The sequence below is a fragment of the Corynebacterium sp. HMSC061H03 genome (assembly GCF_001838215.1).
GTDB classification, from domain to species: domain Bacteria; phylum Actinomycetota; class Actinomycetes; order Mycobacteriales; family Mycobacteriaceae; genus Corynebacterium; species Corynebacterium jeikeium_D.
In genome coordinates this window covers 85,503-98,448 of the sequence record NZ_KV836075.1, presented here as the reverse complement: position 1 = coordinate 98,448, position 12,946 = coordinate 85,503, and the positions used below count along the sequence as shown (strand labels likewise).

Sequence of the window (12,946 nt, the reverse complement as noted above, 5' to 3'; positions counted from 1 at the left end):
CATTGACTTTTGCTACGTGAGGATTGTTGAGCCATGAAATTGAAAGTGACTGTCGGCGGCATTGCCTACGATGTCGACGTCGAAGTAGTTGAGGAGCCCAAGCGTCTTTCGCCCATCGTGTTGGGTGGATCGTCGAGCGCTTCCGTTGAGCCGGCCACCGCTAGTGTCTCGGGTGTCTCCGCCAATTCGGTGGTGGCGCCACTGGCAGGTTCGGTCAGCAAGATTTTGGTCGAGGAAGGCCAGAAGATTGAGGCTGGGGAGGTGCTGCTCATTCTCGAGGCAATGAAGATGGAAACCGAGATTACGGCCCCGGCTGCAGGCACCGTCGGCTCTATTCATGTCGAAGTCGGCGACGCAGTGCAGGGCGGCCAGGGACTCGTCTCGATTGATTAGCCGCATTAGCCGGGGTGTAAAGATTTTGGGGTGAAGTCTTTCTAGCCCCGGTTGCTGGAAATACTTAAGGTTGCCTTAATATTTTCCTTATGAATGCCGTTCTTCTCGCCGTTTTGGTGATGCTAATCCTGGCGGTCTGCCGGGTACACGTTGTGCTAGCGCTGTTTATTGGCGCCTTAGTCGGTGGTCTTTCCGCCGGTATGGGGCTCGATGCCACAATGGTTGCCTTCCAGGAAGGCCTCTCTGGTGGTGCGAAGATTGCCCTGAGCTATGCCATGCTGGGCGCCTTTGCCATGGCAGTGGCATCCTCTGGGTTGCCCAAATTGCTGGCCGATTGGCTGATTGCCAAGATCGGTACGGAGGATGAAGGCGCTAAATCTAAGGCAGAGGCATGGACCAAGTGGGGTATGGTCGCCGGCATTTTGGCCATGGCGATTATGTCGCAGAACCTCATCCCAGTTCACATTGCGTTTATCCCGCTGATTATTCCGCCGCTGTTGCCGGTATTTAACCGCCTCAACATCGACCGTCGAATGATTACCAGTGTGATGACCTTCGGTTTGGTCACCACCTACATGTGGGTTCCGGTCGGATTCGGTTCTATCTTCCTGAACGACATCCTGCTGGGGAACATCGAGAATGCTGGCCTTGATGTTTCCAATATCAACATCATGATGACGATGGGCATCCCGGCTCTCGGCATGCTGGCCGGTCTGGCCATTGCCGTATTTTTCTCCTACCGGAAGCCACGGCATTACGAAGATCGGCCGATTGCCCAGTCCTCACACGCAGAAACCCAGTCTGACGAACCGGTGTCGAAGTACCGAGTTATCGTTGCTCTCGTTGCAATCGTGGTGACTTTCGTCGTCCAGATTGTGATGAATTCTATGGAGACCGATGCCGATCCGTTGCTGATTGGTGCACTCACTGGTCTGGCAATCTTCATGCTCACCGGTGCCGTGCGCTGGCGTGAGGCGGACGACGTGTTCACCGCCGGTATGAAGATGATGGCCCTGATTGGTTTCATCATGATTTCCGCACAGGGCTTCGCCTCGGTGATGTCGGAGTCCGGCCAGATCGAGCCGCTGGTGACCGCTACTGCAGAGCTGTTTGCGGGCAACAAGCCTGCCGCTGCATTCGCCATGCTGGTCGTTGGTCTGGTGGTCACGATGGGTATTGGTTCGTCCTTCTCGACGCTGCCGATTATCGCCATCATCTATGTGCCGTTGTGTGTATCGCTGGGCTTCTCGCCGATGGCTACCGTCGCCATCATTGGTACTGCAGGTGCTCTAGGTGATGCTGGTTCGCCGGCATCGGACTCGACGCTCGGCCCGACGATGGGTCTCAATGCCGACGGGCAGCACGACCACATTCGCGATTCGGTTATTCCGACCTTCCTGCACTTCAACCTGCCGCTGCTGGCAGCTGGTTGGGTAGCAGCTCTGGTGCTCTAGCGCCGGGGCTTGACCGTGAGCGTGATTGTTTCAGCGGGGCTTACTGACCTGCAATCCCCTTAGTCTCCGCAACCCCCGCAATTCCGGCGATAAAGAGCTCGGTTCCCAGTGCAATGCGCTGGCGGCCGAGCTCTTTTGTCTGTGTAGCCGTATCTTCAGAGGAAGTCTCGACCTCAGCGTCCTTATCGGCGGTGTTCTCGCCACTGGCATCACCATTGTCGGAAACGCCCTTGGCGCCGTTCAGGTCAAGCGCGATGGCTGTCTGCTGGTCGACTGTCGCACCGAGAATGAAGTACACGAGGACAGACGCGGTATCAGCCGCTGATGGGGTGCTGATGGAGGTTTCGGGTGCATTCTCCAGGACGTCGGCAAGCAGTTGTTCGGGGCGAATCGTGGCGGTGCCCGTAGCGAGCGCGGCCGAGACGACCTCGGCGCCATCCCGATGAGCGGTGAGGCAGGAGTAGAGCAGCTCGGCGACGGCTTCGATGTCGGCACGCCAATCGCCTGTGGCGGAAAACTCTGTGCAGGGAGCCAAGATGCGGTCAGCGACGGCGCCCAGCAGTGCCTGCTTGGAAGGGTAGTGCCAGTACATTGCGCCAGCGGCGGTACCCAAGTGGCGAGTCAGGCGGCGGATCGTGAGATCGCCGAGTCCGTACTCGTTGAGAATGGTGAGAGCTGCGTCGACAATGATGTCCTTGGTCAATTGCACACTGCCTACCGTAGACGAAAGAAGAATCATCTGGAAGATGTCTCAAGGCTGAAATGGGGAGCGTAAATCCGCGACACGACGGGAATTGAACCCTGTTCGACATTCTGTAGCTGCGGTATTAAGTTTGATAACTGAACAACTTCTGAAACGGTGTTCAAGTTTTATCCCCAGCCTCAAGGAGCATCACCCCCATGACTCAACAGCAGCAGGACATTTTGGAACTCGCCCGAGAAAAGGTGCTCGGCCGCGGTGAGGGGCTGAACTATGAGGAGACCCTGGCAGTTCTGAACCTCGATGACGACAGCATCGAGGATCTGCTGGCACTGGCTCATGAGGTGCGCTTGAAGTGGTGCGGCGAAGAGGTCGAGGTTGAAGGCATTATCTCGCTGAAGACTGGCGGCTGCCCAGAGGACTGCCACTTCTGTTCGCAGTCGGGTCTGTTCGAGTCTCCGGTGCGTTCGGCATGGCTGGATATCCCGGCACTGGTGGACGCCGCCAAGCAGACCGCAAAGTCGGGTGCGACTGAGTTCTGCATCGTTGCTGCAGTAAAGGGGCCGGACGAGCGACTGCTCAGCCAGATGGAACAGGCCGTCGCCGCCATTCAGGCAGAGGTTGACATTAATGTGGCCGCCTCTATGGGCATTCTGACGCAGGAGCAGGTAGATCGCCTGGCCAAGGCTGGTATTCACCGCTACAACCACAACCTCGAGACCGCCAAGAGCTACTTCCCGCAGGTCGTGACCACCCACACTTGGGAAGAGCGCCATGACACCCTGCGCATGGTTGGCGAAGCCGGTATGGAGGTCTGCTGCGGCGGCATCCTGGGTATGGGAGAGACCCTTGAGCAGCGTGCCGAGTTCGCTCAGGACCTGGCGGAGCTCAACCCGACCGAGGTGCCGATGAACTTCCTCGACCCGCGTCCGGGCACTCCGTTCGCCGGTCGCGAGCCGATGCCAGCCAAGGACGCACTGCGCGCCATTGGTGCCTTCCGTCTGGCTCTGCCGAAGACCATCCTGCGTTTTGCTGGTGGTCGTGAGCTCACCCTGGGCGACCTGGGCGCAGAAAAGGGGCTGCTCGGCGGTATCAACGCTGTCATTGTCGGTAATTACCTGACCACGCTGGGCCGTCCGGCGGAGCAGGATCTGGACATGCTTGGCAAGGTACGACTTCCAATTAAGGCCCTCAATGCAACTGTCTAAGCCTCGGACATCTAGCCCGCGTGCGACGCGGGGTAAGAAAGTCGACTCCATGGAGCTGCTCCAGGCCATGGTGCTGGGAGACGATCCCAAGTTCGATCCTTTTACCGGCGCCGACCTCGAAGCTGGTGAAGTGCGCGAACGATCCTATGGTGCAAAAGCTGGACTGGAGGCGCCTCGATTCTGCCAGCTCTGTGGGCGCCGGATGGTGGTGCAGGTGCGTCCGGACGGCTGGATTGCAAAGTGCTCGCGCCACGGCGAAGTGGACTCCGTTATGTTGGAGCAGCGATAAAAGGCGCTGGTTGTGCTAGTGCGCCATTCGGGCACGCTAGTACTGGATGTGCGCCGTGAGGTAAGTTAGTCAACTATGACCATGAAAAATACCCGAGTCCCGCACGTTGAAAAGCAGAGCGTGGCAATGGCCTCGGGTATTGTTCTCTTCTCCGTTGTAACGGGAACGATAGCCGGAGTGGCCTGGGCATTCCTGCGCCCCAAGCAGCAGGTGCAAATGCTCCCAGATAACCAACTGGCGATTATTCAGGAAACCGTTGACGCTGGTTTTATCGGGCTGCTCTGGTTTGTTGCTGTCACTGCCATCAGCGGCCTGGTGCTGGGAATTACTACCTTCCGAAACCGTGCCATCACGACTCCTGTGCAGATGCTCACGGCAATTGGATGGGCAGGTTTCTCCGCGTTGATGAGCGCAGCAGTGACGTACCTCGTCGGTCAGTCGGTTGCGGCATTGCTCCAGCCGGATCTGGCGGGAATGCAGCCAGGCGATAAGTTCTCGGTGATTCCAGACTTCAAAAGCTATGTAGCACTGCTGGTCGCGCCACTGGTTGCCATGCTCGCACTGTGGTCCCGGGTGCTGTTCCAAACGGACTTCACGGAAGGCAACGAGAGCGCTGCAGACAATGCTACGGACGCAGATTCGGTCACTAAGTGAGACGGTGAGGTTCTGCGCGGGAGCCGTCGTAAAGCACTAATTCCTACTGAACAGGGGTAGTTATTGGGAAATAGGCTTATACAAGCCTTACAATTTTGGGAAATAGGTTCGTCCTCGATGTCAGTATTCGCCCCGATTAGGGGCTTTTTCGATATTGTGTGGCGAGCTTAGGTCTCTTGCACTTGCCCGTTTGAGTCCGCTGCGAATGCCTCCGGGGACCGTTGCCGGTAACGGTGACGGCGTTTTCTCCGGTCGTAGCCACAGCCCATTGAAGTAAGGACGTAGTTTTCCGTGAATACCAGCCTTGCGGCCAATGCTTCCAGCCTGCCGCGCCTTGAATCGGATCTGTACGAATCGGTAGTCGATAAAGATGGCCGCTACGGTGGCGTAATTGCAGATGAGCGCTGGGCCCAGGAGATTAAGCGCCTCGCCCGCGAACGCAATGCCGTAATTCTTGCGCACAACTACCAGCTGCCGGAGATTCAGGATATTGCCGATTACACAGGCGACTCCCTCGGACTTTCCCGCATCGCTGCGGAAACCGATGCCGACGTCATCGTCTTCTGTGGTGTCCACTTCATGGCGGAAACCGCCAAAATTCTGAGCCCAGAGAAGACCGTCCTTATTCCGGACGAGCGCGCCGGCTGCTCCCTGGCGGACTCCATCACCGCAGATGAACTGGCCGAGTGGAAGGCAGAGAATCCCGGCGCACTGGTAGTCAGCTACGTCAACACCACGGCAGACGTAAAGGCTCTGACCGACATCTGCTGTACTTCCTCCAACGCCGTCGACGTGGTCAAGTCCATCCCGGAAGACCAAGAGATCCTGTTCAACCCGGATCAGTTCCTCGGCGCACACGTCCGCCGTGAGACCGGCCGCGACAACATCAAGGTATGGGCTGGTGAGTGCCACGTCCACGCCAACATCAACGGTGAGGAACTCGCGCACCGCGCGGAGGAGAACGCCGATTCGCAGCTGTTCATTCACCCGGAGTGCGGTTGCGCGAACTCTGCGATTTACCTCGCAGGTGAAGGCACCATCGAGCCCGAGCGCGTGCAGATGCTCTCCACCGGCGAGATGCTGACCGAGGCGCAGAAGCTGAAGGAGAACAAGCCCAACGGCAAGGTGCTCGTGGCCACTGAGGTGGGCATGCTCCACCAGCTGCGCAAGGCCGCACCGGATGTCGACTTTGAGCCGGTCAACGACCGCGCTTCCTGCTCGTACATGAAGCTCATCACTCCGGCGGCTCTGCTGCGCTGCCTCGTTGAGGGCACTGATGAAGTCGATGTCGAGCCGGATGTCGCCGACAAGGCGCGCGCTTCGGTCGAGCGCATGATCGCCATCGGTAACCCAGGCGGAGGCGAGTAACACGTTTGGTCTGCGCCCATCATTCGACAGTTGGACACTGACGTGTGACTTCCTCGTCATCGGCGGGGGAGTCGCAGGGCTCAGTGCTGCGCGTCGGGCTCTTGAGCTCGGCCTCGACGTGCTGGTTATCGACAGCGTCGAGTGGCGCGTCGGTGCCCGCAAACAGCTGCGTTTCGCCGATGCTGCCACGAATCTCGCCCAGGGCGGGCTCGCGGTCGTCGGGCTTGACGACGACCCCAGCGGCCATGTGGCCAACGGGTTCGACGACACCACTGATTCCCATATCGCGGATACTCTCGATGCCGGTGCCGGACACGGCGATGAAGAGGCTGTGGCTTCCATCATCCGCGCCGGCGCTGCGGCGACCGAGTGGCTAATCGGGCTAGGCGCTACATTCGACCCGGCACCGGATAACCCGGCCGTTTATTCCCGCACTAAAGAGGGCGGACACCACGCGCGGCGCATCATTCATGCCGGCGGTGACGCCACTGGTGCTGAAATCGAGCGCGCCCTAGAAGCCTCAGTTACCGGCGTGCGAGTACTGCAAAACGCCACAGCGCGCCAGCTCATCGTTGGCAAAGACGGCCGCGTGCTGGGGGCGCTGGTAGCGGATCCCCGTGGCGGTGGCGCTATTCGCGCAGGCGCCACTCTGCTGGCTACCGGTGGCGTGGGCCATATTTACCGTGCGACCACGGCCCCCTCGGGCGCCCGCGGCGAGGCTATCGGCATGGCCTCCGATGCTGGCGCGGAGATTCGGGACATGGAGTTTATCCAGTTCCACCCGACGGTGCTCTATGACGAGCGCTCGGCATCAGATGGCACCGGCCGACGCCATCTCATCAGCGAGGCGGTCCGTGGTGAAGGAGCCATTCTCGTCGACTCCCGGGGCAACAGTGTGACCGCCGGCGTTGACCCTCGCGGGGACCTGGCTCCGCGCGATATCGTCTCGCGCGCCATCGCGACTCGCATGCGCGAGCTCGGCGAGGACCACGTCTTCCTCGACGCACGTCACATCGACAACTTCGCCGCCCGCTTTCCGACGATCACAGCGGGTCTGACCGCGGCGGAGATTGATCCGACCAAGGACCTCATTCCCGTGGCCCCGGCGGTCCACTACACCTGTGGTGGTATTGCCGTCGACCCATTCGGTGCAACTAGTGTGCCGGGCCTCTATGCGGCCGGCGAATGCTCCGCAACAGGGCTCCACGGTGCCAACAGGTTGGCCTCCAATTCGTTGCTGGAGGGACTGGTCGTCGGCAAGCGGGTGGCCGAAAAAGTCGCTGAAACACACGCTGTGCTGGTCGGGGACGAGGAATTCGCAGCGGCCGTTGAAAGCCTGCCGCAGCCACGGCCAGAACTGGAACCACGGCAGCTTTTCCGGTTGCAGACGGCGATGCAGGAAGGCGCTGGTGTAACGCGCAATGAGCAGAGTTTGCGGCAGGCGTTGGCGGTTATCGATCGGCTCCCGCAATCGGTTCAGGTCGTAGCCGCAAGGAAAGTCGTCGAAGCGGCATTGGCACGACCATATACTTTGGGGTGCCACACTTGGTTTGAAAAGGACGGGGATTAGCTAACCATGACTCTTGAGAAGGACACTCTGCGCGGGGTGCTGAACGAAAACATCACCCGTGGCCTCATTCGGACGGCACTACAGGAAGACATGAGCTTCGGGCCGGATGTGACCTCGCTGTCGACAGTCTCGGCATCTGCGCAGGCACGCGCCCGCCTGGTGGCCCGGCAAGAGGGCGTTATCGCGGCTATTGATGCGGTGGAGTGGACGCTGCAGGAGGTCATCTCGGGTGAGTTCACCGTCGAAAAGCACGTTGAAGATGGCACCCTGGTGCGTCCTGGCACAGTGCTGGCAACGATTTCTGCACCGACTCGGGGGTTGCTGACTGCTGAGCGGACAATGCTGAATATCCTCACGCACGCCAGTGGTGTAGCTACTGCGACGCGCCAGTGGGCTGACGCGATTGTCGGCACCGGTGCGCGGGTGCGCGATTCCCGAAAGACGCTGCCGGGGCTGCGCAACCTGGAAAAGTATGCTGTGACCTGCGGCGGCGGAATTAACCACCGCTACGCTTTGGGCGATGAAGCACTGATTAAGGACAATCACGTGGTGGCTGTCGGTTCCGTGTCCGGTGCGTTGAAGAGGGTGCGGCATCAGTACCCGGAGCTGCCGTGTGAGGTGGAAGTCGATACCCTCGCACAGCTCGATGAGATCCTGCCGATGAAGCCGGATATTGTCATGCTGGACAACTTCGAGGTCTGGGAGACCCAGATTGCGGTGCAGCGCCGATCGCAGATTTCTCCGGCCACGCAGCTTGAGTCCTCTGGTGGACTGACCATCGATGTGGCTCGTGAGTACGCGTCCTGTGGTGTCGATTACCTGGCTGTGGGCGCGCTAACCCATTCGGCCAAGGTGTTCGATGTCGGACTCGACTTCGACGAGCAGTAGCTGAATCAGCCCCCGGTATCGCTTCGCAGCTTCGCCTACAGGCGACGGGCGATTTCTGCGCCAATCTCGCTTAGTGCCGACCCCCAGCGCTCCCGCGATTGCTCATCACAGGTTTCCTGTGCGCGGTAAAGCGCCTTCTCCGCAGCAGCGACATCGCCCAAATGCAGGTGGCACTGTGCAATTTGTGCAAGCAGAGGCACGGCCTGGATATTGAGCTTGTCGGACTGGAAAAGTCCCGCCGCCAACTCCAGGTGATCAATGGCGCGCCCCTGATGTCCTCGACGAATCTCTGCCTGGCCGTTCAAGGTGTGCCACATCGCCCAGCGCAAGTGGCGCGGAGGGGTGTCCGCGGTCGGCTCGAAGCCGTCTTTCTCCAGGTTATCCAGCAAATCCAACCAGTCCGCGGCCTTGTCCATCAGCTTTGGTGCAGAGCCACGGATGGGGCGCCCCAGACTGTCGGTCTGCGGAGCATCCGCCTCGTCGCCGAGCTCCTCGAACCCCTGCATCAGAGTTAGGGCTGCTTCCCAGAGGTTGTTTTCCTCAGCCAATGCCGTGGCGGCGTCGAAAAGCTGCTGCGGGCTAGAAGTCGCGGAATCACCAGAAGTAGTCATGACCTAACACTCTACTTTGTGCCACCGCCAGCACCGAAGTGGGCGGGGCGCTAGTATTCGTCGTCAAGCGATTGAATGATGATGACGTCAAGGGCATCGAGAACAGGATGGCCTTCCCACACGTCGCGGGGCAGAAGCTCTTCGACGCGCCGAGCGTAGGCGGCGGCACCGTCGGAATCACCCGCGTCGAGACGGTAGCGAACCCCCGCCAGCAGCGCGCGGGCGGCTTCCTCGCCATCGCCGGACTGCAGGTAGCCCTTCGCGGCGGCTTCCACATGGTTGATGGCCAAAGTGTCCCGTCCAGCGGAGTAGAAGACGTAGGCGGCATCGTCGTGCCAGTCGGCGAGTGACCAGTCGTCGGAGATGAGCTTCTGAGAACGCAGCAGAAGGTCCTCAGCTTCGTTGAGCGTGTGGTCAATGGCGGCGGAAGCGTCCTCGGAGACGATCTCGGCGGTGAATTCGGAGCCCTCTTCGGAAATGACCAGATCAATGACATGAATGATGGAACGTGCAGCCTGGCGGTAAGCCTTGGCAGCGCCCTTGGTATCGCCGTTGCGTTCAAGGTGCTCGCCGTGTTCGATGAGCAGCTTTGCCGCCTGGCGGGGATTATTGCCGAGCCCCGCGGCTGCGGAGGCAATAGAAAAAGCCGCGTCGGTGCGTTCTTCATCGGCGGTAAATGCTGACCAGTGCGCAACTGGTTCGGCAAAGCGCAGCGCCTCGTCAACCTCATCGGCATCGAGGAGACTGCGGGCCAGAACGAGCTGGATATCCATGGTGATGGGGTTGACCGGCATGCCCTCGGCGCTGGCGAGCGCGCGGCGGGCAATTTCGGCGGATTCCGCGAAATCGCCGTGGGCGTTGAGAAGCGCACAGAGCAGACGCACGCTGCGAAGCACCGCGACCGTGAGTCCTGCATCGAGACCAGCCTGCACGATTGGGCGTAGCTGGCGGATTGCCTCCGCTTCCTCACCAGCTTCCAGAGAGAGGAAAGCCAGGAATTGGCGTGCTTCAATCGTCGTGGTGACGGGTTCCGACTGAGGGGCTGCCGCGACGCTGGCTGCGATGCGGGCGGCCCTGCGCAGCTCACCACGGCTGTGTGCGAGCTGCGCCTCCAACAGCTTGCGGTCGTCGAAACTGCTTCGCTTTGGTGCCCAGCGTGCGGACCATTCAGAGAGTTGACCGGCGATTTCCGCCCGGCGCGCCAGCGATGCTGCGGCGCCGGCAACAGCCGCGCTGACCAGGTAGTAATAGGCCTCGCCGGGCTGTGGAGTGGTGGCGACGATGTCCTTAGTAAGACTGATCAGCTCGGGGATTTCGGAGTCCTCGGGGCGCCGGCCGGTGATGGCATCACCTGGGTTGGCGTCGATGAAGGCCTCTGCCTCGGCGAATGCTCCGTAGGAGCGTGCGTGCAAGATCGCGGGGCGGATGTTGGCCTCAGTTGCCCAGCGCAGCCACTCGGCGCGTGCAGCAGCGGCTTCTTCTACTAATTCCAGTTGGTCGGCGACTGCGTGCCTGAGTGCGTGGAATTCGCCAACGACATCGGGGGAGTTGGTAGGCGCGTCGGCTAACCAGTGCGTGTGGGCGAACTTGGTGACAGCGCGCCAACTGGTGACGTGGTCGAGCGTGGCACCGGCCCTGCGGGAAATAACCAGCAGCTCTGGAAGTGAGTCCGGTAATGCCTTAAGCGGATTGGGCAGGGGAGGAAAGTCCAGGGGTTCGGACGAGTTCTCCGTTGCTGATGCGTTTTCTGAATTCCCTGACGCGTAGTCGGCCGCGATGCCGGTATCCCAATCGCCAACTTGAATTCCAGACTCAGAGTTTTCTTCTTCCCACCAGACCATTGGACTATCTTCGCCCGTGGCATCGGGAAGATGCAAAAACTGCTTTGTTTTTCAGACCTGTACAGCCGGATGCGCTGTTAATCCGGGTTTGAAAAGCTACGCATTAGTCCACGAACTTCATCGCGCACCGGGTGATCCGGGCCGACTAGGTCGCCGATGCGAATCGCGAACCGACGGGCGCGATCCTCATTATTATCACTAGCAGCAGCACGCACCGCGATGGTCAGTGTGCGGGCGGCGTCGGCAGGGGCGTGGGCTTCTAAGAAAAGCTCGGCAGCTTCGTCGGCGTACTTGTACACGCCGTCGTTGTCCCACACAGACCAGCACAACAGCGCCTGTGCTTCGTGCCACTTGGCCGATTCCCAGGACCCAACCACGTAGCCACGTGAGCGTTCCATCAGGTGGTCGGTCAGCTCACTTGTGGCGCCCACGTTACTGAGTGATAGTGCGGCATCCATCAGAGTTTCCGCAGGCGAAATCGGGGACGAGTATCCGGCACGAATATCGGCCAGTGCGTCGAAGAGCACTGCAGCATGCTCAGTATTGCCCTCTTGGACTGCCGATTCCGCCGCAATGGCACAGGAAAAATCAGTACGTGCGGAATCCTGGGTAGGCTCAGACCACTTTGCAACCGACTCCGCTTCCTGGCCGGCATGACGGAAATCTCCGAGTTCGTACAGTGCCGTTGCCTTCAGCAGCGCGATTTCCATGGTGACTTCACAGTTGGGGTAGTCTGCCGACACATCCTGGGCGCGCTGAGTCAGCTTTAGCATCTCCGCGGCATCGGGCTTGTTGTGTGCCACCTCGAAGTTGATGTCTGCCATCTCACGAACCGCGAGAATATAGTCAGTGTCCAGTCTATGCTGGTCCGCGACTGCCACGTTGTTTGACAGCATTCGGAACGCGGTATCGCTATTACCGGTCTCTATCGAGTACCGTGCCAAATTCTGCCTCAGCTCAAGGCCCGCGATTACGGAGCGGTTACCGATTGCATTGAGCTGTGAGGCGCAAAGTCGCGCTGCGTCGACGACTTTCCCGGCTCGGTGCAGCAGTGATGCCTCCGTCAGAGTCTTCGCCAGCGCAATCGACTCAAACTTATCCTCATTTGGCAGTGCACGAATCATCTCGTGCAGCTCCCGTGCCAAGTCCTCGCGGTTGACCTTTCGCAGGGCGCTTGCAATCCGAATCAGCGCGTCAGTCAGTGCCGCCCGCTTCTTCCACTGGCGTGGGCTAAACGGCTCCTCCGCTTCTTCGCTTGCCGACGATTCCTGCGGCCGCGGCCCATCCGCATCCGTGGTCACCGCGCTGTGACTGCTGGTTGGGGCATCCAGATCGTCGGCAAGCACGAGTGCCCGGTACGAGGTGATCTCCCTGCTCATGCGTGCGATGAGTGGGATTTCGGTCTCTGCGGCAGCAGAGGTGGGGCCATCGGCGATAAAGGTGGTGTAGCGGCGGGCTTCATCCGCCGCTAGCCGTGCCCGGGCGCGCCAGTACTCCGGGACGTTGTCGTTATCGGATGCCCATACCATCCAGTTCAGGGCGGCATCGTGCGCAGCCGTCATCATGCCGAGCGATTCGGTGACCTCGCGGACTATGCGGTAAAACGCGCCGACGTGTTCGGTAACGCCGTGGGCTTCCGGGTCAGAAAAGAGCTGTGGGTTGTAGAAATGATGCGCGAAAACTGATTCCAGTTGGCGCGTGGCCAGGGAATTGTCGGCTGCGGTCGCGTCTGCATAGGCTGCGACGAGCTCCGGCAAATCCGGGCTGTTTCCTTCCTGGTTCAACAGCTGACCTTTCTACGACTGGTTACTACTTTCCTTAACACTGTAATGGGTCACTGTGGCGGAGCTAACTTGCGCCACAGTATGAGGGGTTAAATGGGGCAATCGGTATGAACCTAGCGTGAGAAAGATATGCTTAGTTCATACTCAAGGGTGCCTTTAAGGGCGAATAGTAGCGAAAACCGTGGA

Annotated in this window: 12 protein-coding genes; 8 read left to right on the top strand and 4 right to left on the bottom strand. The window is 59.9% G+C overall.

Translation table 11 applies throughout. The features are described 5' to 3' along the window. Window positions 1-33 precede the first annotated feature (33 nt). Together HMPREF2787_RS07205 and HMPREF2787_RS07200 are read left to right on the top strand one after the other, a co-directional pair. Window positions 34-393, top strand: a complete 360-nt coding sequence (locus HMPREF2787_RS07205) for a biotin/lipoyl-containing protein (RefSeq protein ID WP_016422964.1) — start codon at window positions 34-36, stop codon at window positions 391-393. 89 nt (window positions 394-482) lie between these two features. Next, window positions 483-1,847: a Na+/H+ antiporter family protein gene (locus HMPREF2787_RS07200; protein WP_016422963.1), complete on the top strand. Its 1,365-nt coding sequence runs from the start codon at window positions 483-485 to the stop codon at window positions 1,845-1,847. 40 nt (window positions 1,848-1,887) lie between these two features. Here the strand turns inward: HMPREF2787_RS07200 and HMPREF2787_RS07195 are convergent, their stop codons facing one another. After that, complete coding sequence (locus HMPREF2787_RS07195; RefSeq protein ID WP_246824240.1) at window positions 1,888-2,586, bottom strand: TetR family transcriptional regulator; 699 nt, start codon at window positions 2,584-2,586, stop codon at window positions 1,888-1,890. A 161-nt stretch (window positions 2,587-2,747) separates the two neighbouring features. On the opposite strand from HMPREF2787_RS07195, the gene bioB reads away from it, so the two are divergent. From bioB to nadC, 6 genes are all read left to right on the top strand, one after another. Then, window positions 2,748-3,755 carry a biotin synthase BioB gene (gene bioB, locus HMPREF2787_RS07190; protein WP_016422961.1) on the top strand — a complete coding sequence of 336 codons (1,008 nt, stop codon included), beginning with the start codon at window positions 2,748-2,750 and terminating at the stop codon, window positions 3,753-3,755. After that, window positions 3,742-4,044 carry a biotin synthase auxiliary protein BsaP gene (locus HMPREF2787_RS07185; protein ID WP_070858896.1) on the top strand — a complete coding sequence of 101 codons (303 nt, stop codon included), beginning with the start codon at window positions 3,742-3,744 and terminating at the stop codon, window positions 4,042-4,044. Before bioB ends, HMPREF2787_RS07185 begins: the two co-directional genes overlap by 14 nt. 75 nt (window positions 4,045-4,119) lie before the next feature. Beyond that, window positions 4,120-4,698 carry a hypothetical protein gene (locus HMPREF2787_RS07180; protein WP_070858895.1) on the top strand — a complete coding sequence of 193 codons (579 nt, stop codon included), beginning with the start codon at window positions 4,120-4,122 and terminating at the stop codon, window positions 4,696-4,698. 291 nt (window positions 4,699-4,989) lie between these two features. Continuing rightward, window positions 4,990-6,066: a quinolinate synthase NadA gene (nadA, locus tag HMPREF2787_RS07175; protein WP_016422958.1), complete on the top strand. Its 1,077-nt coding sequence runs from the start codon at window positions 4,990-4,992 to the stop codon at window positions 6,064-6,066. 10 nt (window positions 6,067-6,076) lie between these two features. Continuing rightward, window positions 6,077-7,636, top strand: coding sequence for an L-aspartate oxidase (nadB, locus tag HMPREF2787_RS07170; protein WP_083326672.1), 1,560 nt, complete (start codon window positions 6,077-6,079; stop codon window positions 7,634-7,636). 6 nt (window positions 7,637-7,642) lie between these two features. Further along, complete coding sequence (gene nadC / locus HMPREF2787_RS07165; RefSeq protein ID WP_070858893.1) at window positions 7,643-8,524, top strand: carboxylating nicotinate-nucleotide diphosphorylase; 882 nt, start codon at window positions 7,643-7,645, stop codon at window positions 8,522-8,524. Between the two features lie 35 nt (window positions 8,525-8,559). Here nadC and HMPREF2787_RS07160 read toward each other — a convergent pair whose 3' ends face one another. From HMPREF2787_RS07160 to HMPREF2787_RS07150, 3 genes are read right to left on the bottom strand one after another with little or no spacing between them, the layout of a single operon-like run. Next, a complete protein-coding gene (locus HMPREF2787_RS07160) occupies window positions 8,560-9,135 on the bottom strand; it encodes a hypothetical protein (protein ID WP_049190032.1) in 576 nt (191 codons plus the stop codon). 50 nt (window positions 9,136-9,185) lie between these two features. Beyond that, window positions 9,186-11,012, bottom strand: a complete 1,827-nt coding sequence (locus HMPREF2787_RS07155) for a hypothetical protein (protein WP_246824239.1) — start codon at window positions 11,010-11,012, stop codon at window positions 9,186-9,188. 41 nt (window positions 11,013-11,053) lie between these two features. Further along, the gene (locus tag HMPREF2787_RS07150; RefSeq protein ID WP_070858891.1) at window positions 11,054-12,760 is read right to left on the bottom strand and encodes a hypothetical protein; all 1,707 of its coding nucleotides are present in this window, start codon (window positions 12,758-12,760) and stop codon (window positions 11,054-11,056) included. Between the last annotated feature and the right edge of the window lie 186 nt (window positions 12,761-12,946).